Here is a 19,840-nt window from a genome sequence, read left to right as displayed (position 1 = left end):
AAGCGAAGCGTTGACAGCTTCGCCAAAAGAAAATGGCGCCGCGATCAAGTCGCGGCGCCATCGTTTTTAGGACCTGTGAAAGTCTTAGAACTTCACAGTCACGCCGGTATAGACGGTCTGCTCGGTACAGGTGTTGGTGCTCACGCCGGCCACAGCGCAGATACCGTTCACAGAGCTGTTGTGGTCGAGACCGAACTTGTTCTGCCAGTAGCGATAGGCAACCCAGACGTCCACGAAGTGCGAGTACTTCGGTCCCATGATCGCCTTGGAGGCATCGAAGGTCAGACGGATCGGCTCGCTGTTGATTTCCGTCTTCGACGGCATGATGTTCACGAGCGGAGCGTTCGAGTCACCCTTCGGTCCGTAGAAACCGGCACGGCCGCTGATCGAGAAGAACTGGTAGCCTTCCGGAATGAAGCCGAGATCCATGTAGTAGTTGATTTCAATCGCCCAGGTGGTCTTGAATTTGGTGTTGCCGTCCGTGAGGCAGGTCACGCCCGGAATGCCCGCACCAAACACGCTGGCGCACGAGTCGAAAGCGTTGTGGTTGATTTCTTTGTAGGCCAAGGGCGCTACGTTGATATAGCCCTTGTAGGGAAGATCAAACGCGAACTGGAGACCGGCGACGAAGTCGCGCTTGGCCGGAGCCAGGAAGCTGTTTTCCGTCTCGTAATCGGCGCCCCACTCGAACGAGATGTTGTGCAGCGGACCCATGCTGAACTGCTTGGTGCCGAACAATTCGTTCCAGCCCAAGGTCGAGCGGAACAGGCCGTAGAACTCGGTGGCGCCGGCGCAAACGGTGCTGCCGTTGGCGGGGAAAAGCGACGCGGAGTTCTGGGTCGAGTTGGTCGTAAAGCCCAAGCACGGCGAGGCCGGATCGTTGTGGTCCGACTTGAACATCGAGATGGTGAAGAAGTTGGTGCCGTACTGCCACGCGTCGAAGTGAGTGAACGAATACACGCTCTTGGCCGTATTGCCATTGAAACCGCCCCCATTGGGCTTCAACGAATAGGCGCCGGGATCGGTACCGTTCGGCATCCACGAATAGGTGACGCGGTCATCGATCACGAAGAAGAAGGGAAGATCCTTGACCGGCTTGGCGGCCTTGACCGGAAGGTCAGCGGCGCGGGCCATACCGGCTGAAGCAAGCGCGACTGCCGCGGTTGCGAAGATTAGCTTTTTAAACATTAGTACCCCCAATTGCAGAGCGAACCATCACAGGCCCTGAACGGAACAGTTACGCCGTTCGTCGGGTGTGAGAAGCCTCAAGTTTTTCCAACCCCTGCTGCATGTTTAATCAAAAACGCCCTCGCGACCCCTGTTTTGCAGGGCAAATCGCGCCTCGACGCTTCGCCAAAAGGATTCGAACGGCCGCGGCCACATGCCACGTTCCAATTGTTTTTATTGATTTTTTGTCCGGCAGCGCAAAACCCGTTGTGCGGGAAAAGCGGCTCGTCGCACCTCTAAGGAGACAGCCTGGCGACGGCGCCAGTCCGCAAGGCAAGCTCCCGTGACCGATGACGAATTGCAACAGACCGTCACAATTATGCAACAGCGATTTCAGTCTGTGAAAGGCTTTCGACGCCCGCTGAAGGTCGGATGATCGCAATGCAACACGGCTGCCCGAGAATCACGCCTGGTCTCCCGGCTGCTGAAAGCTTGGGCAACGGGTGACGCATTTTCGCTACTTACGCTGGCGCTTAAACTAGCACAGTATTGAGGCAGCCTTATTGAGGCAGCTTTTTGAGCCGTGGACCCGAATGTCAGATCCGACGCATGCCAGCGCCCATTCCGGCGATACGCCGCTTCTGCAAACCATTGGGTTGACCAAGCTCTACGGCACATTTCTCGCCAATGATTCCGTCGACATCGAAGTCCGGCCGCAGGAAATCCACGCACTGCTGGGTGAGAACGGCGCCGGCAAGTCGACGCTGGTCAAAACCATCTACGGCCTGATCCAGCCGAGCGAAGGCGAGATGCGCTGGCAAGGCCAGCGGATGGTGCTGTCCGGACCGTCAGAAGCGCGCGCACGCGGCATCGGCATGGTGTTCCAGCACTTCTCGCTGTTCGATAATCTCACGGTGGCCGAGAATGTGGCGCTCGGGCTCGACGGCAAGGAATCCTTCAAGGACATGTCGGCGCGACTCGAACAGGTGTCGCGCACCTATGGGCTGCCGCTCGATCCGCGCCGCGAGGTCTGGCAGTTATCGGTCGGCGAGCGGCAGCGCATCGAAATCGTCCGCGCGCTGATGCAGAATCCGAAATTCCTGATCCTCGACGAGCCGACCGCGGTTCTGACCCCGCAGGAGGCCGATCAACTCTTCATCGTGCTGGAGCGGCTGAAAGCCGAAGGCCGCGCCATTCTCTATATCAGCCACAAGCTCGAGGAAGTGAAACGGCTGTGCGACACCGCCACCATCCTGCGCGGCGGCAAGAAGGTCGCGACCTGCAATCCCAAGGCGGAAACCGCGGCCTCGCTGGCGCGGATGATGGTCGGCACCGAAATCAAGCAGGTGAAGGCCGCGGCCACGCGACAGATCACGGTGCCGCGGCTTGTCGTCAACGATCTCTGCCTCGAGCCCGACGATCCGCATGGCGTGCGGCTGCAAAACATCTCGCTTGAGCTGCGCGGCGGCGAAATCCTCGGCATCGCGGGCGTTGCCGGCAACGGGCAGGATGAGCTTTTCTCGGCGCTGTCGGGCGAACGGCGCTCCAACGACCCCGGCACGGTCGTGATCGAAGGGATTGCAGCCGGCCATCTCACGATCACGCAGCGGCGCAAACTCGGCGCGGCCTTCGTGCCGGAAGAACGGCTCGGCCATGGCACCGCGCCGCGCATGAAACTGTCGGAGAACGCGCTCCTGACCGGCCATGCGGCAAGCGGCATGGTGAAATACGGCTTCATCGATACGCCGGCGACACTCGCGACAGTCGACCGCGCCACCGAAGCTTTCGACGTGCGCAAGGCCAAGCGCGATCCGGAAGCCGCTTCCCTGTCCGGCGGCAACTTGCAGAAATTCGTCGTCGGACGCGAGATCCTGCGCAAGCCCGCGGTGCTCGTGGTGAGCCAGCCGACCTGGGGCGTCGATGCGGGCGCGGCCGCCGTGATCCGCCAGTCGCTGCTCGATCTGGCCACGTCCGGCGCAGCCGTCCTCGTCACCAGCCAGGACCTCGACGAACTCGCCGAAATCACCGATCGTATCGCGGTGATGTTTCACGGCCGGCTGTCGGAGGCCTTGCCGACGGCGGAAGCCAGCCGCGAAAAATTGGGATTGTTGATGGGCGGAAGCGGCCTCGACCACACGGAGGCGGCGCATGCAGCTCGTGCTTGAAAAACGCACCGAGCGATCGAACACGATTGCGCTGGTCTCGCCCTTGATCGCGATCGGGCTAACGATCGTGACCATGGTCATTCTGTTTGCCATTCTCGGCAAGAATCCACTTCTCGCGCTCTGGGTCTATTTCATCGATCCCCTGACCGACAGCTATTCGCTCCAGGAAATCGCGGTCAAGGCGACGCCGCTGGTGATGATCGCGATCGGCCTCTCGCTCTGCTATCTCGCCAACGTCTGGAATATCGGCGCCGAGGGGCAATTCCTGATCGGCGCGGTTGCCGGCAGCTGGCTTGCGGTGAAAACCCAGGGCACGGACGCCGGCGCCTGGGTCTTGCCGGTGATGCTGGTGCTGGGCGCAGCCGGCGGTGCGCTCTATGCGCTGATCCCGGCGATCTGCAAGGTGAAGTTCGGCGCGAGCGAGATCCTGACCAGCCTGATGCTGGTCTATGTCGCCGATCTCTTCCTCGACTATCTCGTGCGCGGCCCGTGGCGCGATCCGAACGGCTTCAACTTCCCGACGACCGCGGAGTTCGATCCGGTCGCGACCGTTCCCAATCTGATCGAGGGTGGCCGCCTGCACCTCGGTGCGATCTTTGTCGTGCTCGTCGTCATTGCAGCCGCCGTTCTGCTCAGCCGCATGATCAAGGGTTTCGAAATCCGCGTCGTCGGTGCGGCGCCGCGCGCCGCACGCTTCGGCGGCTTCAATTCCAAACAACTGATCCTGCTGACTTTCGCCATTTCCGGCGCGCTCGCAGGCCTTGCCGGGATCATCGAGGTGGCAGGTCCGGTCGGCCATCTTCAGCCGGGCTTCTCGCCGGGCTACGGTTTCACCGCGATCATCGTCGCCTTCCTTGGACGGCTGAACCCTGTTGGAATATTAATTGCAGGACTTTTTCTTGCGCTTACCTTCATCGGCGGCGAACAGGCCCAGATCGCGATGAAGATACCGCTGGACGTGACCAAGGTTTTTCAGGGTATCCTGCTGTTTTATGTGCTGGCCTGCGATTCCCTCATTCTCTACCGGATCCGGCTGATCCCCGCCTCCGGACAGGTGCCAGTACCGCCTATTTGAAGTTCCTGCACGACAAGCGGCAAATTCGATCCAGGAACTTCAAATAGAAAGGCGGTACTGGAATTATAAGTCTGCTAGTGCCCATGACTTTCCGAAGTTCGTGAAAGGTGTGCGCTGAGATTTAATACGAGCTTCGGAAAGTGGGCACTAGTGGAACTGCTTGAACCCATCATCCTGTCGGTACTGGCGGCGTCGACACCCCTGTTGATCGCCGCGACGGGAGAACTCGTGACCGAGCGCTCCGGCGTGCTCAACCTCGGCGTCGAAGGCATGATGATCGTGGGCGCGGCGTGTGGCTTTGGCGGCGCGTGGCTCACCGGTTCGATCGTCGTCGGCGCGATCCTCGGGATCGTTGCGGGTGTGTTGCTGTCGTTGATCTTCGCGCTGATGACGCTCGGTCTCGCGGTCAACCAGGTTGCGACCGGGCTTGCACTGACCATTCTCGGCATCGGCGTTTCCGGCCTGATCGGTGCAGGTTTCGTCGGCGAGCGCATCACGCCGGCGCCGCATCTCTACATCCCCGGCCTCACCGACATTCCCTTCATCGGCCGCATCCTGTTCGGCGAGGATGCGTTCGTCTATCTGTCGCTCGCGCTCCTGATCGGCGTCTGGTACTTCCTCTATCGCACGCGCGGCGGATTGGTCCTGCGCGCTGCCGGCGACAACCATGTCTCGGCCCATGCGCTCGGCTATCCGGTGCTTCGCATCCGCCTGTATGCGGTGATCTTCGGCGGTGCGTGCGCCGGTCTTGCCGGTGCCTATCTGCCGCTCGCCTACACGCCGTTCTTCATTCCGGGCATGACCGCCGGCCGCGGCTGGATTGCGCTTGCGCTCGTCGTGTTCGCGTCGTGGCGGCCGCTGCGTCTGGCCATCGGCGCCTACCTGTTTGGCGCCGTGACCATCCTGCAATTGCACGTGCAGGCATTCGGCTTTGGCATCCCTTCGCAATTCATGTCATCGCTGCCATACTTGGCGACTGTCATTGTCCTTGTTCTGATTTCGCGGGCGAGAACCGGCGGCTCGACCGCGCCTGCGGCGTTAGGAAATACGTTCGTGCCGGATCGCTGAATCTTTCGTTTCGGGACGCGGCGGTAGGGGGCGCTGCGTTCTGGATGTAAATTTTACCCCGAGTAGTGGAGATTGATAATGAGGAAAAAACTTCTTGCGGCCTCTGCCGCAGTTCTGCTGGCCGGGAGCCTGAGCGCTTCGGCTGCCGACAAGCTGAAGGTTGGCTTCATCTACCTCGGCCCGGTCGGCGATCTCGGCTGGACCTATCAGCACGACGTCGCACGCCAGGCCCTGGTGAAGGAACTGGGCGACAAGATCGAGACCACCTATCTCGAAAACGTCAGCGAAGGCCCTGACGCCGAGCGTTCGATCGAGCAGCTCGTGCGCGCTGGCAACAAGCTGATCTTCACGACGTCCTTTGGCTACATGGACCCGACGCTGAAGGTCGCCAAGAAATATCCGAACGTGCATTTCGAGCACGCCACCGGATTCAAGAGCGACAAGAACATGGGGATCTATAACGGCCGCTTCTACGAAGGCCGTTACATCCAGGGCGTGATCGCCGGCAAGATGTCGAAGGCGGGCGTGCTCGGCTACATCGCCTCGTTCCCGATTCCGGAAGTGATCATGGGCATCAACGCCACGATCCTCGGCGCGCAGACGGTCAACCCGAACATCAAGGTCAAGATCATCTGGGCCAACACCTGGTTCGATCCCGGCAAGGAAGCCGATGCCGCCAAGGCACTGCTCGACCAGGGCGCCGACGTGATCATGCAGCACACCGACTCGCCGGCCGCGATGCAGATCGCATCCGAGCGCGGCAAGCTCGCCTTCGGTCAGGACTCCGAAATGATCAAGTTCGGTCCGAAGACGCAGCTCACCTCGATCATCGACAATTGGGGGCCGTACTACATCCGTCGCGTCCAGGCTGAACTCGATGGCAAGTGGGCAACCGACAACGTCTGGGACGGCCTCAAGGACAAGATGGTCGTGATGGCGCCCTACACCAACATGCCCGACGACGTGAAGAAACTCGCGACCGATACGGAAGCCGCCATCATTGCCGGCAAGCTCTATCCGTTCAAGTGTCCGGTCGTCGACCAGGAAGGCAAGACGGTCGAGTGCAAGGGCGGCGACCATCTCGACGACGGCCAGGTGCTCGGCATGAACTTCTACGTCAAGGGCATCGACGACAAGATCCCGGGCAAGTAAGCCCGAGAAGGCATCGCGGCGGCGGAAAGACCGGGCGGCAACGCCCGGCCTTTTTTCTTTGCATCTCCGCGCAACGCCTCATCCTGAGGAACGGCTGCTTAGCCGCGTCTCGAAGGATGGGCTGCGGACATCATGGTTCGAGACGGCGCAAGAGCGCCTCCTCACCATGAGGAAAGAACATCGAACGATTCTACCCCGCCTGAAGCTTGCGCGCGGCGGCGCTGTGGCGGCGGATCAGGTTGGCGACATCAAGGCCGGGAATGGCTCCGTCGACGACCGTCCACTTCCCCGCAACCATCACCCGGTCGGCGCGATGCGCGCCGCAGATCACGAGCGCGGCAAGCGGATCGCCATGACCGGAAAAGCGCAGCTCGTCGAGCTTGAACAGCGCGAGGTCGGCGGCGTTGCCGACGGCGATTTCACCAAGTTCGGGACGGCCGACGCAGGCTGCCGATCCCTTTGTCGCCCAGCGCAACGCGTCCTTGTGGCTCACCTTGCTGACGCCATAGCGCGCGCGCTGCAACAGAAACGCGGCGCGGACCTCCTGCATCAGGTTGGATTCATCGTTCGACGCCGAGCCGTCGACGCCGAGCCCGATGCCGACGCCGGCCTCTTCCATCTCGCAGACCGGACAGCCGCCGGAAGCCAGAATCTGGTTGCTGCAGGCACAATGGCTGATCGTGGTCCCGGCTTTGCCGAGCCGCTTCATCTCCGAGGCGTTGAAGTGAATGCCGTGCGCGAGCCAGGTTCGCGAATTGAGCCAGCCGCAATCTTCAAGATAATCGAGCGGCCGGCAGTTGTAGAGCTTTTCGCAGAAGCGGTTTTCGTCCTCGGTCTCGGCCAAATGCGTGTGCATGCGCACGTCGAGTTTTTCGGCGAGTTCGGCGGTCTTCTTCATCAGCGAGGTCGTCACTGAAAACGGCGAACAGGGCGCGAGCGCGATCTGGACCATCGCGCCTTCGCCGCGCTGGTGATATTTGGCGACCACACGTTCGCTGTCGGCGAGAATCGTATCTTCGTCCTGCACCACACTGTCGGGCGGCAGACCGCCGTCGCGCTGCGACAGATTCATCGAACCGCGGGTCAACAGCACGCGCAGGCCGAGCCGGCGCGCGACCGCGACCTCGATATCGACGGATTGCTCAAGTCCGGCCGGAAAGACGTAGTGGTGATCGGTCGTGGTGGTGCAGCCGGACAGCATCAGCTCCGACATCGCCACGGTAACCCCGAGTTCAAGCGCCTCGGGCGTCAATCCAGCCCAGATCGGATAGAGCGCCTGTAGCCACGGGAACAGTTCGCGGTCCATCGCCGCGGGCACCGCCCGGGTCAGCGTCTGGTAAAAATGATGGTGGGTGTTGATCAGCCCCGGGATGACCACATGCGCCGAGGCGTCGAACACCGCGGCGTCCTCGGCCGGCGTCGCACCGGCCGGGACCAGTTCGACGATCCGCCCCTTCCGCACGACAATGCCGCGGGTCGCCCCCTCCGCCAGAACGCCCAAGGGGTCCTTGATCCAGATCGCTTGCGCCATCGTTAACGCCTTCCTCTTTAACCCGTTATTCTTGCAATTCTAGGACCAAGCGGGCCGCCCAATTGGCTCTGGTTTTGCAAGGACTGTTACAGAAAGAATGCTGGTGTTGAAAGTGTTGCTCTAGGCATGGACCTGAATACGATCAGGGCGGTGACGCGCCCGAAAGCGCGTTCCGAACTGCCCGTTTGGACAGCAGGCGATGCCTGGCTCGCGGGCGGCACGTGGCTGTTCTCGGAACCGCAGACGCATCTCAATCGCCTGATCGACCTCGCCGCACTCGGATGGCCAGCATTGACGATCGATGCGAACGGGCTGTCGATCGCGGCGACCTGCACGGTCGCCGAACTCGACGCGATCGCCTGCCCGCCGGACTGGCTTGCCGCGCCGCTGATCAATCAATGCTGCCGCGCCTTTCTCGCCTCCTTCAAGATCTGGAAGACCGCGACCGTCGGCGGCAACGTCTGCATGTCGCTGCCCGCCGGGCCGATGATCTCGCTGACCTCAGCGCTCGATGGCGTCTGCACCATCTGGCAAGCGGACGGCGGCGAGCGAAAGATTGCGGTTTCCGATTTCGTCACCGGCAACAACGCCAACGTGCTCAAGCCCGGCGAGCTGTTGCGCGGAATCGACATTCCGCTCGCCGCCTTGAAGCGCCGCTCGGCCTTCCGCCAGATTTCGTTGACGCCTGTCGGACGTTCGGCCGCGCTCGTGATCGGCAGCATCGCCCATGACGGAGCCTTTGCCCTGACGGTGACCGCCTCGACCAAGCGGCCGCTCCGGCTGGCCTTCAACCAATTGCCCGGCGCCGCCGAACTGCGCGATGCAATCGTGCAAGCCATCCCCGAGAACCTTTACCACGACGACGTTCACGGCAAGCCGTTCTGGCGCAAGCACATGACGCTGCGGCTGGCTGCCGAAATCCGCGACGAGCTTTCATGAGCTTCGAGGTCAACGGCAAGAGTTTCGAACAACAGCCCCGCGCCGGGCAATGCCTGCGCACGTTCCTGCGCGAGCTCGGCCATTTCGGCGTTAAGAAAGGCTGCGATGCCGGCGACTGCGGCGCCTGCACCGTGCTGCTCGACAACGAACCGGTGCACAGCTGCCTGATTCCCGCGTTTCGCGCCGAGGGTCATGCGGTCACGACCATCGAGGGTTTTGCGAGCGAGGCTGCCCTTCATCCGATGCAACAGGCGTTTCTGGATGCGCAGGGCTTTCAATGCGGCTTCTGCACCGCCGGCATGATCCTCACTTGCGCTTCCCTGAACCAGGCCCAGCAGCGCGACCTCGGCGCGGCGCTGAAGGGCAATATCTGCCGCTGCACCGGCTATCGTTCGATCGAGGACGCGCTCAACGGCAAGCACAACATCGAGGATGCCGCCGCCGGCGATGCCTTCGGCCGCAGCCTGCCCGCGCCCGCCGGACCGCAGGTGGTGAGCGGCGCCGAACGCTATACGTTCGACACCGAGATCGAGGACCTGCTCCACATCAAGATGCTTCGCTCGCCACATCCGCACGCGAAAATCGTCGCAATCGACAAGACCGCCGCGCTCGCGGTGCCGGGCGTGCATGCGGTCCTCACCCACGAGGACGCGCCGAAAACGCTGTTCTCGACCGCGCGCCACGAGCATGACTGGATGGACCCCGAAGACACGCGCGTGCTCGACGATGTCGTACGTTTCATCGGGCAGAAGGTTGCGGCTGTGGTGGCGACAAGCGAAGGCGCGGCCGAAGAAGGCTGCCGCCGCCTCAAGGTGAGTTACGAGATATTGCCGCACGTGGTCGACCCGGCCAAAGCGATCTCCGAAGGCGCACCGGCGATTCATCCCGGCAAGACCAGCGAGCATCGCGTCGCCAATTCCGCCCGCAACATCGCCGCCGAGATCCATGGCGAGTTCGGCGACGTTGCCGCGGCGCTGGCCAGCTCCGCCGTCACCTATGAGGGCACGTTCCAGACACAACGCGTGCAGCACGCCGCGCTGGAAACCCATGGGGGGCTTGCCTATGTCGACGACGACGGCGTTCTCACCGTTCGCTCCTCGACGCAGGTGCCGTTCCTGACGCGGCGAGGACTGGCCGGTCTGTTCGATCTGCCTCCGGATAAAGTGCGCGTTCTCTGCAAGCGTGTCGGCGGCGGCTTCGGCGGCAAGCAGGAGATGTTCGTCGAGGATATTCTGGCGCTTGCCGCGCTAAAAACCGGCCGCGCCGTCAAGCTCGAACTGACGCGCGAGGAACAGTTTATCGCGACGTCGACGCGTCACCCGATGCGCGCCACGATCAGGGCCGGCGCCGACAAGAACGGCAAGCTGACGGCTTTGCAGCTCGACGTGCTCTCCAACACCGGCGCTTACGGCAATCACGCAGGTCCGGTTCTGTTTCACTCCGTCGCCGAGTGCATCAGCGTCTATAATTGCCCGAACAAGAAGGTCGATGGCATCGCCGCCTATACCAACACGGTGCCGGCGGGCGCCTTTCGCGGCTATGGCCTGCCGCAGACGCAGCTCGCCGTGGAGTCCGCCATCGATGAGCTCGCCAGACAACTTGGCATCAGCCCGTTCGAGATGCGCCGCCGCAATATCGTGAAGCCCGGCGATCCGATGCTGGCACCGCCGGGATCCGAATATCACGACGTGACGTATGGCTCTTACGGGCTCGACCAGTGCCTCGACCTGGTCGAACGCGCGATGAAGGCCGAGGCGCCTCGGCCGCAACTGTCCGACGAATGGCTGATCGGCGACGGTATCGCGCTTACCATGATCGACACCATACCGCCCGCCGGCCATATCTCGGACAGTTTTGTCTCGCTGCGCGACGACGGCGGATTCGACCTCACGGTCGGCACCGCCGAATTCGGCAACGGCACCGCGACCGTGCACCGCCAGATCGCGGCGACCGCGCTCGCCACCACCGTCGACCAGATCCGCCTCAGACAATCCGACACCGCCAATGGCGGCCACGACACCGGCGCTTACGGCTCGTCCGGCACCTTTGTCGCGGGGATGGCCACAAGAATGGCCGCGGAAAATCTCGCCACCGAAATCAAGGCCTTTGCCGCGCAGGCCATGGGCGCGGATGCTGCGACCGGCGTGCTCGAACGGGATCACCTTGTCTGCGACGGCAAGCGGCTTCCGTTCGCGGCGATCGCAACCGCCGCGCGATCGCAAGGCAAGACGCTCACTGCGCATGGCAACTCCGCCGGCACGCCGCGCTCGGTCGCCTTCAATGTGCAGGGCTTTCGGGTGGCCATCAACAAAGGCAGCGGCAAACTGAAGATTCTCAAGAGCGTGCAGGCGGCCGATGCCGGCCGCGTCGCCAATCCGATGCAATGCCGCGGCCAGGTCGAAGGCGGTGTCGCGCAATCGCTCGGCGCCGCGCTCTACGAGGAAATGGTGATGGACGGCGACGGCCGCATCGTCAATCCGCGCTTCCGCGACTACCACCTGCCTTCGTTCGCCGACGTGCCGCGCACCGAGGTCTACTTCGCCGACACCTACGATACGATCGGGCCGATGGGCGCCAAGTCGATGAGTGAAAGCCCGTATAATCCCGTGGCGCCGGCGATGAGCAACGCCATCGCCAACGCCACCGGTATCCGCTTTACGTCGACCCCGTTCAAGCCCGACCGGCTGTTTCCGGCGCTGAAGGAAAAGTTCGGGAGTTGAGCAACAGGCAGACATGTTTCTCTGTGGCAGCTTTCTCTGCGGCAGCGCGAGAGAGGCATCTGGCACAGGGCTTGAATTGCTGCAAAGCTGTGACAACGCGCCTTTTTTGCGCAGTTGGGGGTTTTGCCATGAGCACCGAAGTTCATCCCGTCGACGAGGTCCTGCCGGTCCCGCGCCTGTTGGCGCTCGGGCTGCAACATGTGCTGGTGATGTATGCCGGTGCGGTCGCCGTTCCCCTGATTATCGGCCGCGCGCTGAAACTGTCGCCCGAGGACGTGGCCTTTCTGATCAGCGCCGACCTGTTCGCCTGCGGCCTCGCCACGCTGGTGCAGTGCATCGGATTTCCGTCAGTCGGTATCCGGCTGCCCGTGATGATGGGCGTGACCTTTGCCTCCGTCGGCCCGATGCTGTCGATGGCGGCCTCTCCCGACATCGGGTTGCTCGGCATCTACGGCTCCGTCATCGCTGCGGGGATCTTCGGCATCGTTGCCGCGCCTTTCATCAGCCGCCTGCTGCCGCTGTTTCCGCCCGTCGTCACCGGCACCATCATCATGGTGATCGGCATTTCGTTGATGCGGGTCGGCATCAACTGGGCTGGTGGCGGCCTGCCGACCCTGACCAAGGTGGTGGACGGCGTTCCAGGCGCCTTTCCCAATCCGGCCTACGGCCAGTTGCAAGGCCTCGGTATCTCTGCCTTCGTGCTGCTCGTCATCCTCGGGCTGATCAGGTGGGGCTCGGGTTTTGTCGCCAATGTTTCGGTGCTGCTCGGCATCATCGCCGGCGCGATCCTGGCCAGCGTGCTTGGCGTGATGCATTTCGAGAAAATTGTGGCCGCGCCGTGGGGTGACATCGTCATCCCCTTCCGCTTCGGCATTCCGCAATTCCATCTCGTACCGATCGTCACCATGTGCGTCGTGATGATCGTGGTGATGATCGAATCGCTCGGCATGTTCCTCGCGCTCGGCGAAATGACCGGCAAGACCGTCGACCGCGATGCGCTGTCGCGCGGCCTGCGCGCCGACGGCGTCGGCACGTTGATCGGCGGCATCTTCAACACCTTCCCCTACACGTCGTTCTCGCAGAATGTCGGCCTCGTCAGCGTCACCGGCGTGCGCTCGCGCTGGGTCACGATCACCGGCGGCGCGATCATGCTGCTGCTCGGACTGGTGCCGAAGCTGGCCGCACTGGTCGAAGCGGTGCCGCTGGTCGTGCTCGGCGGCGCGGGCCTTGTGATGTTCGGCATGGTGGCTGCGACCGGTGCGAGAATCCTCACATCCGTCGACTTCAGGAACAACCGCTTCAACCTGTTCGTGGTCGCGATCTCGGTCGGCTTCGGCCTGATTCCGCTCGCGGCGCCCGGCTTCTTCCACAACCTGCCGCGCGATCTTCAGCCGCTGCTGGAATCAGGCATCCTGCTCTGCGCCGTGACGGCGGTGATCCTGAACGCATTCTTCAACGGGTTCGGCAGCAGTGCGAGCGCAAAGGCCGACGCCGCGGCGATCGCTTCATCGGCCCAGCATGTCTAGAAAGAGCTAGCTGCCGCGATAGGTCGCGTAACTCCACGGCGTGACCAGGAGGGGCACATGCAGATGCCCCTCCGGTTCGCTTACCGCAAACCGCAAAGCGATATCGTCGAGGAACGGCGGCTCGGAGAGCGGGACGTTGCGCTCCCTGAAATATCTTCCAACGCTGAAGTTGAGTTCATAGCGGCCGATCGGCACTGGCCGTCCACCAATCAAGGGCTGGTCGGTGCGGCCATCCGAATTGGTCACGGCTCGTGCCACGACGCGGCTCTCGCCCTTTAACGAGCGTTCGATGAGCTCGACCGCAATTCCACCCGCCGGCTTGCCGTTGTGGTTATCGAGCACGTGGGTCGAAAGCCGTCCATGAACGGCCAGACGGTCGCTCGAGGCGACGAGCTGATCGAGCCGCAGCGCCGCGATCCGGCAGATCTCCGCAATCGAAGTTGCGGTCTCGGTCGCGGCGTCATTCGGCAACCGGCGCTCGAAATCGGCCAGGACCGAATCCTTGGTGTGACGGCGGACGCAGACGATATAGGGAAAGCCGAACTTGCCACGGTAGGCGTTGTTGACGCGCTCGAAGGCCTCGTATTCGGCATCCGACAGCCGGTCGAGCCCGATGCTGTTCTGTTCGGCGGTGGATTCGGCCGTCAACCCCGCAGCACGCTGGGTCTTGTTGGCGAGGTCCGGATGCGACTTGATCAGCGCGAGCCGCTGATCCTTGCTCCCGCGTTCGACCGCCGTTTTCATGGCTGCAAACAGCGCATTGACGCCGGCAAACGGCCGCGCGGCAAAAGCCTGCTCGGCGACCCAGGGCGAATACTCAAAGATATTGGCAAGCGCGGCGACAAAGTCGCTTTGCGTGCAGCGGTTCAGCTCCTCAAGCGGCTTCTGCAACATGGGTCCCGACACCATCGACCCGCTTATGGGCTCCTTCCCTGCGCGGTTGGCCCATTTCCTCCACCCACGTCGAAGGACATGCCGAACAGGCCGCCGCGCCGGATTTCGGGCTCAGGCGCCGCGGCAGGGGCCGGCTGAACCGCGGCCTGCGGCGGCAGCGGTGGCGGCGCCGGCAGGTTATTGCAGTTCATCGGGTAGACCAGCTCGCGGTTGGCGGTCTGGCCAATCGGCGCGCAGGGGTCGGCACGGCCCGCCTTGGGCTTGGTTTGCGACCAGGCCGGCGTCGCCGCCACGACCAGCATCGCGCACAGGAGAATCTTTTTCATACGTCCCACCTTGAAATCAGCCCCCCATCATTTACCCGGATTGGTGCGGCGAAGTCCACATGCCCCCTTTTTGGGCAAACCGCCATTCCCGGCTGCCAACCGGAAGCGCTGGAAAACAACCCCGATCAATGCGACACAGAAATTGGGGTTTCCGGCCAAGGTGGTTGGCCGGACAAAACGCGCGGGACGGTCGCCGCATCCGCCGCGCGAGGCATGGAGCTGGGCGATGTGGGCATCGATTTTATCCGAGTGGGCAAGCCTTATTTTCCGCTGGTTGCATGTGATCGCGGCGGTCGGCTGGATCGGTAGCTCGTTCTACTTCATCCACCTCGACCTGGAACTCAAGCCGCGCGAGGGTCTGCCCGAAGGCGCCCATGGCGACGCCTGGCAGGTGCATGGCGGCGGCTTCTACCACATCGTCAAATTCCTGGTCGCGCCGGCGAAGCTGCCGGCGGAACTGACCTGGTTCAAGTGGGAGGCCTACACCACCTGGCTGTCGGGTTTCGTGCTGATGGTCATCGTCTACTATCTCGATGCCGAACTGTTTCTGGTCGACAAGTCCGTGCTCGACCTCACGCCCACCCAGGCCGCGTTGTTCAGCTTTTTCAGCCTAGCGCTGGCCTGGCTGCTCTATGAAGCGGCCTGCCGCAGCGGGCTTTCCGCCTACGAGCTGCCGTTTGCGATCGGCGGCTACATCTTCCTCGTGGCGCTGACCTACGCCTTCACCCATGTGCTAAGCGGCCGCGGCGCCTTCAACCAGATCGGCGCGATCATCGGCACCATCATGGTCGCCAACGTCTTCACACTGATCATCCCGAACCAGAAGAAGGTGATCGCCGCACTGCTCAAAGGCGAGAAGCCGGATCCGAAATTCGGCAAGCAGGGCAAGGAACGTTCGGTCCACAACAATTATCTGACGCTGCCGGTCGTGTTCCTGATGATCAGCAACCATTACCCGCTGATCTTCGGCACCCGCTACAACTGGCTGATCGCCGCCATCGTGCTGGCGCTCGGCCCCGTGATCCGTCACTTCTTCAACGAGCGCCACGCCGGGCGCAAATCGCCGTGGTGGGTGTGGGGGGTGGCTGCGATCGGCATGATCGCGATTGCGTTCCTGACCACCGCAGGTCCCCGCGACGCCAAGGCGGCCACAGTCGTGCCCAAGCATGATTTTGCCGCCGCGCAGGAAATCGTCATGTCCCGATGCAGCATGTGCCACGCCGCGGAGCCGGTGTTTGATGGAATCACCGCAGCGCCCAAGGGCGTGCGGCTCGACGACCCGGAAGCAATCATGCGCAACAGCCGGCTGATCGGGCGCAACGCGGCCTGGTCGAACGCCATGCCGCCCGGCAACATCACCGAAATCACACCCCAGGAGCGCGCAGTGCTCGCGGCCTGGATCGCCGACGGCGCGCGCTGAGATTGCGGTTCGCTTCTTTCCATCGGCGAGAGTCGGATCTGAGACCGCGCCTCAAACCTTGTCGTGAATCACGCGCTTGACGGCCGCAATCGCATCCTCGTCGCGCCGGTACATCGTCCACTGCTTGACGCGCTTGGCGCGCACGAGCTTCGCTGCGATCAGGACGCGCATGTGCTCGCTCAAAGTGGGGGCGCTGACGCCGAGCTTTTCGGCAATCAACAGGCCGCAAACGCCGTCATCCTCGAGGTCGCCGTCGACCTGCGCCCGAAAATGCCTTTTCGGGTCGCGAAGCCAGTCCAGGATCAGGAGACGCCGCTCGCTGGCCAGCGCGCGCAACGCAATCGCAATTTTCATTTAGCTATTTTGCTAATTACCTAACTTGTGTCAAGATCGGCCCAGTGAGGCTCCCATGACCGACACGTTCATTACACGCGAGCGCATTGCCGCGACCGAAACAACAATCCGCCCCTTCGTGCGGCGAACGCCCCTTCTCAAGGCCGATATGGCCGACTTCGGCCTTGCGGCCGGTCCCCTCACCTTCAAACTGGAATTCTTGCAGCATTCCGGGTCGTTCAAGGCGCGCGGCGCGTTCGCCAATCTGCTGTTGCGAAAGGCGCCGGCTGCCGGCGTGGTGGCGGCGTCCGGCGGCAATCACGGCGTGGCGGTCGCCTGTGCCGCGCATCGCTTGCAGGTGCCCGCGACCATTTTCGTGCCCGACATCGCCTCGCCCGCCAAGCAGGAGCGAATCCGTGGATACGGTGCGAAACTCGTCATTGCCGGCTCGCGCTATGCCGATGCGCTCGCCGCAAGCGAAGCGCATATCGAACGGACCGGCGCGATGCCGGTTCATGCCTACGACCAGGCCGAGACGCTGCTCGGTCAGGGCTCGGTCGGTATCGAACTGGAACAGGATGCGCCGGACATCGATACTTTGTTGGTCGCGGTCGGCGGCGGCGGACTGATCGGCGGCATCGCCGCCTGGTATGGTCGCAGAATCCGCATCGTCGCGGTCGAGCCGGAAGCGGCGCCCACGCTGCATGATGCGCTGGCCGCAGGCCATCCGGTGGACGCGCCCGCCGGCGGCATCGCCGCCGATAGTCTTGCCCCGCGCCAGGTCGGCCAACTGATGTTTCCGATCGCGCGCGCCAATGTCGATCGCGTCGTGCTGGTCACGGACGAGGCGATCCGCCAGGCGCAGGAGAAGCTGTGGTCCACGTTGCGCGTGGTGACCGAGCCCGGCGGCGCGGCAGCATTCGCGGCGCTGCTCTCGGGACGCTACAAGCCCGCCGCCGGAGAACGTGTCGCCGTGTTGCTATGCGGCGCGAATACGACGGCGGTGAGGTTTGAGGGGTAGCTTCTTTCCCTCCCCGCAACGGGGAGGGATAAACGACTCACCTCGGCGTCAAACTAATCACTTCCGCCGCAGCAGCCTCCACCGCAGCGCGGCTGTAGAGCAGCGGCACATATTGGCCGGTCGCCCACAGCGGCGCGAGATCGCGGTAGTGCCCACTGAAGGGATCGCCGGACTGGCCGGGCGTGTTGACGGCGCGGCTGGCATCCCAATTGCCGACATCAAGCACCATGCGGAACGAGGCGCCGGCGGTGAGATGATAATCCGAGCGGCGGTAGGTCGCGGCGCGCGGCACGTTGGCGGCGCCGCCAAACGACAGCGGCCCGACCGACATCTGAGCGGCTGTTGCCTTGTCAGCGAGCGGCATCAACGCGTGATCGAATTTGGCCACATGCAATCTGCCCCAACGCCACATCGTGGTGTCCGCGCCGAGCTTTTCGCTGACCTCGGCGACCGCACGCCCGAGGCTTTCACTCAGGATCCGGTCGCGTGCGGCTTTGGGATCGGCGCCGAGCGCGGCATCCGGCGCCTCGAGATAGGCGACGATGGGCGAAATGGAAGACGCTTCCGATGCGATCAGGTCTGCTGCCTTCGGCGCGACGGCCTTGAGCAGCGCCGAGCCCAGGTGGTTTGATATCCACACCTCGTAGATCGCGCCCGCCGCGCTGTCGGCGTCGTCGCGCGCATCCCAATCCTTAAGCAGCCCCAATCCCTTTTTGGCATTGGCGTCATCGGACTGAATTGGTCCGAGCAATTTCACCAGACGCCGCGCCAGCATCGAGGTGGTGTCGTTCTGCAAATCCATCGCGTCGGCCAGCGTCATCTTCGGCTTTGACTGCAAGACTTCGACGATGCGCTGCCAGCGCGCCGGGTCGGACCATTCGAAGCCGACCTTGCGCTCCGTGACTGGATAATCGCTTGGCAGGTTCATCTGGTTCGCGGTGGCGAAAAAGCCCTGCTCGGGACGGTAGACGCGGGGCAGCTCGTCATTTTGGACGAAGCCCTGCCATTCGTAGCGGCCATCGCCCGGCACCGGCATCAGCCCGTCATAGTTGACGCGGCGCGGCGTCTTGGCGCCGGGAATCCAGCCGATATTGCCTTTGACGTCGGCATAGACCTGATTCTCCGACGGCGCGCCCCAGCGCTTCATCGCGGTGACGAAGCCGTTCCAGTCCTTGGCGGTCATGTAGTCGGACGAACCGAAATAGGCCGAGGTGCCGGGCTCAAACCAGACCGAGCGGATGGCAAAGGCGCGCTTGTTGGCGGCATCGACATGGATCACCGGGCCATGCCGGGTGAATTTCAGTTCGACGTCGCGAGCGCTCTCGCCCTTGACCTCGATGCTCTCATGCACGATCCGCATCTGCTCCCAGCCATCGCAATAGCGATACTGGTTCGGATCGGCGGGATTGAGCTGGTAGACGTAGAGATCTTCCTGATCGACGTTGAAGATGGTGAGACCGAACGCGATCGTGCCGTTGTGGCCGATCGAAATACCCGGCAGCGCCGGTTCGCCCGCGCCGATCACCGAGATCCCCGGCGCATTCAATCCGACGATGTAACGCAGCGACGGCACGCTGTGCTCGCGATGCGGATCGTTGGCGAGGATGGCGCGGCCGGTCGCGGTGCGCGACGGCGCGACCACCCAGTTGTTGGAGCCGATGGTGTCGCGCTGCTGGTCGGCCTCGGTGAGATAGCGATCCGGGTCATGCTGCAACATCGCCTTGCGCTCTTCGGCGCGCGCGAACGCCACCGGCCGCGTCGCCAGATCATACGCCGCCAGCACGCCCTTCGGGATCGAGCAGGGGTCGAGCCCTTCCGGAATTTTCGTGGTCCAGGCGGGCTCGAGCTTGACCCGAAAACGATCCGCCTCGAGGCCGGCCGCGCAGGCCACCAGCGAACGCTTGACCTCGGACGCAACGTTGCGGGTCAGGCCGTGGCTGCGGACGCGCACCACGTCTTCGGCCTTCCATGCGTCCGGCATGGTGCCGGCGATGCGAAACTCGATCGGCAGTGCGCGGCGGCCGCCCTGCACGTCCGCGACATAGGCGTTGATGCCGGCGACAAAGGCTTCCGCGTAGGATTTTGCCTTCGGGCCATACGACGCCCATTCCGCGTTCATGTCGCCGCGGTAGAGAAATTGCCGCAAGCTTCTGTCCTGCTCGACATAGGCCGGGCCGAAATCCCTGGCGAGCAGGCCAAGACCGCGCTTGCGCCAGAGATCGATCTGCCAGAGCCGGTCGCGCGCAGCGTTGAAGCCTTGCAGGAAAAACAGGTCGTGCTCGTTGTCCGCATAGATATGCGGAATACCCCAGACGTCGACCAGGATCTTTCCAGCGGCTAGCAAGCCCGGCGCTGGCGCGCTCGAAAGCCGCGCGGCGGAAGGTGCGTTGTCGCTGTCGCGGGCAAAGGCTAGAGATGCTGCGGCAAAAAGCAACGCGGCGACACCGAGCCGCGTCGCGAGGGTTTGAGGCATTTTCATTTGTTCTTCCCGATTCTTTTTCTT

15 protein-coding genes are annotated in these 19,840 nt (G+C 63.1%); 9 read left to right on the top strand and 6 right to left on the bottom strand.

Features of this window, described 5'->3' with window-relative positions:
* Window positions 1-84: 84 nt before the first annotated feature.
* On the bottom strand, window positions 85-1,188 hold the full coding sequence (locus tag BUA38_RS16915) for a hypothetical protein (RefSeq protein WP_072819417.1): 1,104 nt from the start codon (window positions 1,186-1,188) through the stop codon (window positions 85-87).
* Between the two features lie 572 nt (window positions 1,189-1,760).
* Here BUA38_RS16915 and BUA38_RS16910 point away from each other — a divergent pair.
* The 4 genes from BUA38_RS16910 (at window position 1,761) to BUA38_RS16895 (ending at window position 6,627) form a co-directional block, all read left to right on the top strand.
* Complete coding sequence (locus tag BUA38_RS16910; protein WP_072819415.1) at window positions 1,761-3,332, top strand: ABC transporter ATP-binding protein; 1,572 nt, start codon at window positions 1,761-1,763, stop codon at window positions 3,330-3,332.
* Window positions 3,316-4,407 (top strand): ABC transporter permease, encoded by a 1,092-nt coding sequence (locus tag BUA38_RS16905; RefSeq protein ID WP_072819413.1) that lies wholly within the window; start codon window positions 3,316-3,318, stop codon window positions 4,405-4,407. The genes BUA38_RS16910 and BUA38_RS16905 overlap by 17 nt, the downstream gene beginning before the upstream one ends.
* 150 nt (window positions 4,408-4,557) lie before the next feature.
* Window positions 4,558-5,475, top strand: a complete 918-nt coding sequence (locus BUA38_RS16900) for an ABC transporter permease (RefSeq protein WP_072819412.1) — start codon at window positions 4,558-4,560, stop codon at window positions 5,473-5,475.
* A gap of 78 nt (window positions 5,476-5,553) precedes the next feature.
* Window positions 5,554-6,627: a BMP family ABC transporter substrate-binding protein gene (locus BUA38_RS16895; RefSeq protein ID WP_072819410.1), complete on the top strand. Its 1,074-nt coding sequence runs from the start codon at window positions 5,554-5,556 to the stop codon at window positions 6,625-6,627.
* Window positions 6,628-6,817: 190 nt separating this feature from the next.
* Here BUA38_RS16895 and BUA38_RS16890 read toward each other — a convergent pair whose 3' ends face one another.
* Entirely contained in the window at window positions 6,818-8,158 is a 1,341-nt protein-coding gene (locus tag BUA38_RS16890) for an 8-oxoguanine deaminase (protein ID WP_072819408.1), read from the bottom strand.
* 126 nt (window positions 8,159-8,284) lie between these two features.
* Here BUA38_RS16890 and BUA38_RS16885 point away from each other — a divergent pair, with 126 nt between their 5' ends.
* From BUA38_RS16885 to BUA38_RS16875, 3 genes are all read left to right on the top strand, one after another.
* Entirely contained in the window at window positions 8,285-9,097 is an 813-nt protein-coding gene (locus BUA38_RS16885) for an FAD binding domain-containing protein (protein ID WP_072819406.1), read from the top strand.
* Entirely contained in the window at window positions 9,094-11,817 is a 2,724-nt protein-coding gene (locus BUA38_RS16880) for a molybdopterin-dependent oxidoreductase (RefSeq protein ID WP_072819404.1), read from the top strand. Before BUA38_RS16885 ends, BUA38_RS16880 begins: the two co-directional genes overlap by 4 nt.
* 128 nt (window positions 11,818-11,945) lie before the next feature.
* Window positions 11,946-13,343, top strand: a complete 1,398-nt coding sequence (locus BUA38_RS16875; RefSeq protein WP_072819402.1) for a nucleobase:cation symporter-2 family protein — start codon at window positions 11,946-11,948, stop codon at window positions 13,341-13,343.
* Window positions 13,344-13,349: 6 nt separating this feature from the next.
* Here BUA38_RS16875 and uraD read toward each other — a convergent pair whose 3' ends face one another.
* On the bottom strand, window positions 13,350-14,237 hold the full coding sequence (gene uraD / locus BUA38_RS16870; RefSeq protein WP_072819400.1) for a 2-oxo-4-hydroxy-4-carboxy-5-ureidoimidazoline decarboxylase: 888 nt from the start codon (window positions 14,235-14,237) through the stop codon (window positions 13,350-13,352).
* 23 nt (window positions 14,238-14,260) lie between these two features.
* Window positions 14,261-14,563 carry a hypothetical protein gene (locus BUA38_RS16865; RefSeq protein ID WP_072819398.1) on the bottom strand — a complete coding sequence of 101 codons (303 nt, stop codon included), beginning with the start codon at window positions 14,561-14,563 and terminating at the stop codon, window positions 14,261-14,263.
* 226 nt (window positions 14,564-14,789) lie between these two features.
* On the opposite strand from BUA38_RS16865, the gene BUA38_RS16860 reads away from it, so the two are divergent.
* Complete coding sequence (locus BUA38_RS16860) at window positions 14,790-15,983, top strand: urate hydroxylase PuuD (protein ID WP_072826178.1); 1,194 nt, start codon at window positions 14,790-14,792, stop codon at window positions 15,981-15,983.
* 51 nt (window positions 15,984-16,034) lie between these two features.
* Here BUA38_RS16860 and BUA38_RS16855 read toward each other — a convergent pair whose 3' ends face one another.
* Complete coding sequence (locus BUA38_RS16855) at window positions 16,035-16,337, bottom strand: ArsR/SmtB family transcription factor (protein WP_072819396.1); 303 nt, start codon at window positions 16,335-16,337, stop codon at window positions 16,035-16,037.
* A 55-nt stretch (window positions 16,338-16,392) separates the two neighbouring features.
* On the opposite strand from BUA38_RS16855, the gene BUA38_RS16850 reads away from it, so the two are divergent.
* A complete protein-coding gene (locus tag BUA38_RS16850; protein ID WP_072819394.1) occupies window positions 16,393-17,337 on the top strand; it encodes a threonine/serine dehydratase in 945 nt (314 codons plus the stop codon).
* A gap of 37 nt (window positions 17,338-17,374) precedes the next feature.
* Here the strand turns inward: BUA38_RS16850 and BUA38_RS16845 are convergent, their stop codons facing one another.
* Window positions 17,375-19,810: a penicillin acylase family protein gene (locus tag BUA38_RS16845; RefSeq protein ID WP_425304980.1), complete on the bottom strand. Its 2,436-nt coding sequence runs from the start codon at window positions 19,808-19,810 to the stop codon at window positions 17,375-17,377.
* Window positions 19,811-19,840: the final 30 nt, after the last annotated feature.

The organism is Bradyrhizobium erythrophlei (genome assembly GCF_900142985.1).
Classification (GTDB): domain Bacteria; phylum Pseudomonadota; class Alphaproteobacteria; order Rhizobiales; family Xanthobacteraceae; genus Bradyrhizobium; species Bradyrhizobium erythrophlei_B.
This window is presented reverse-complemented; position numbering and strand designations above follow the sequence as displayed.

Bases quoted from the DNA above. Each gene is read 5' to 3' on its own strand.
- BUA38_RS16880 (WP_072819404.1), top strand. From the start codon at position 9,094: ATGAGCTTCGAGGTCAACGGCAAGAGTTTCGAACAACAGCCCCGCGCC.
- BUA38_RS16885 (WP_072819406.1), top strand. From the start codon at position 8,285: ATGGACCTGAATACGATCAGGGCGGTGACGCGCCCGAAAGCGCGTTCC.
- BUA38_RS16905 (WP_072819413.1), top strand. From the start codon at position 3,316: ATGCAGCTCGTGCTTGAAAAACGCACCGAGCGATCGAACACGATTGCG.
- BUA38_RS16845 (WP_425304980.1), bottom strand. From the start codon at position 19,810: ATGCCTCAAACCCTCGCGACGCGGCTCGGTGTCGCCGCGTTGCTTTTT.
- BUA38_RS16875 (WP_072819402.1), top strand. From the start codon at position 11,946: ATGAGCACCGAAGTTCATCCCGTCGACGAGGTCCTGCCGGTCCCGCGC.
- BUA38_RS16865 (WP_072819398.1), bottom strand. From the start codon at position 14,563: ATGAAAAAGATTCTCCTGTGCGCGATGCTGGTCGTGGCGGCGACGCCG.
- BUA38_RS16850 (WP_072819394.1), top strand. From the start codon at position 16,393: ATGACCGACACGTTCATTACACGCGAGCGCATTGCCGCGACCGAAACA.
- uraD (WP_072819400.1), bottom strand. From the start codon at position 14,237: ATGTTGCAGAAGCCGCTTGAGGAGCTGAACCGCTGCACGCAAAGCGAC.
- BUA38_RS16855 (WP_072819396.1), bottom strand. From the start codon at position 16,337: ATGAAAATTGCGATTGCGTTGCGCGCGCTGGCCAGCGAGCGGCGTCTC.
- BUA38_RS16860 (WP_072826178.1), top strand. From the start codon at position 14,790: ATGTGGGCATCGATTTTATCCGAGTGGGCAAGCCTTATTTTCCGCTGG.
- BUA38_RS16895 (WP_072819410.1), top strand. From the start codon at position 5,554: ATGAGGAAAAAACTTCTTGCGGCCTCTGCCGCAGTTCTGCTGGCCGGG.
- BUA38_RS16915 (WP_072819417.1), bottom strand. From the start codon at position 1,188: ATGTTTAAAAAGCTAATCTTCGCAACCGCGGCAGTCGCGCTTGCTTCA.
- BUA38_RS16910 (WP_072819415.1), top strand. From the start codon at position 1,761: ATGTCAGATCCGACGCATGCCAGCGCCCATTCCGGCGATACGCCGCTT.
- BUA38_RS16890 (WP_072819408.1), bottom strand. From the start codon at position 8,158: ATGGCGCAAGCGATCTGGATCAAGGACCCCTTGGGCGTTCTGGCGGAG.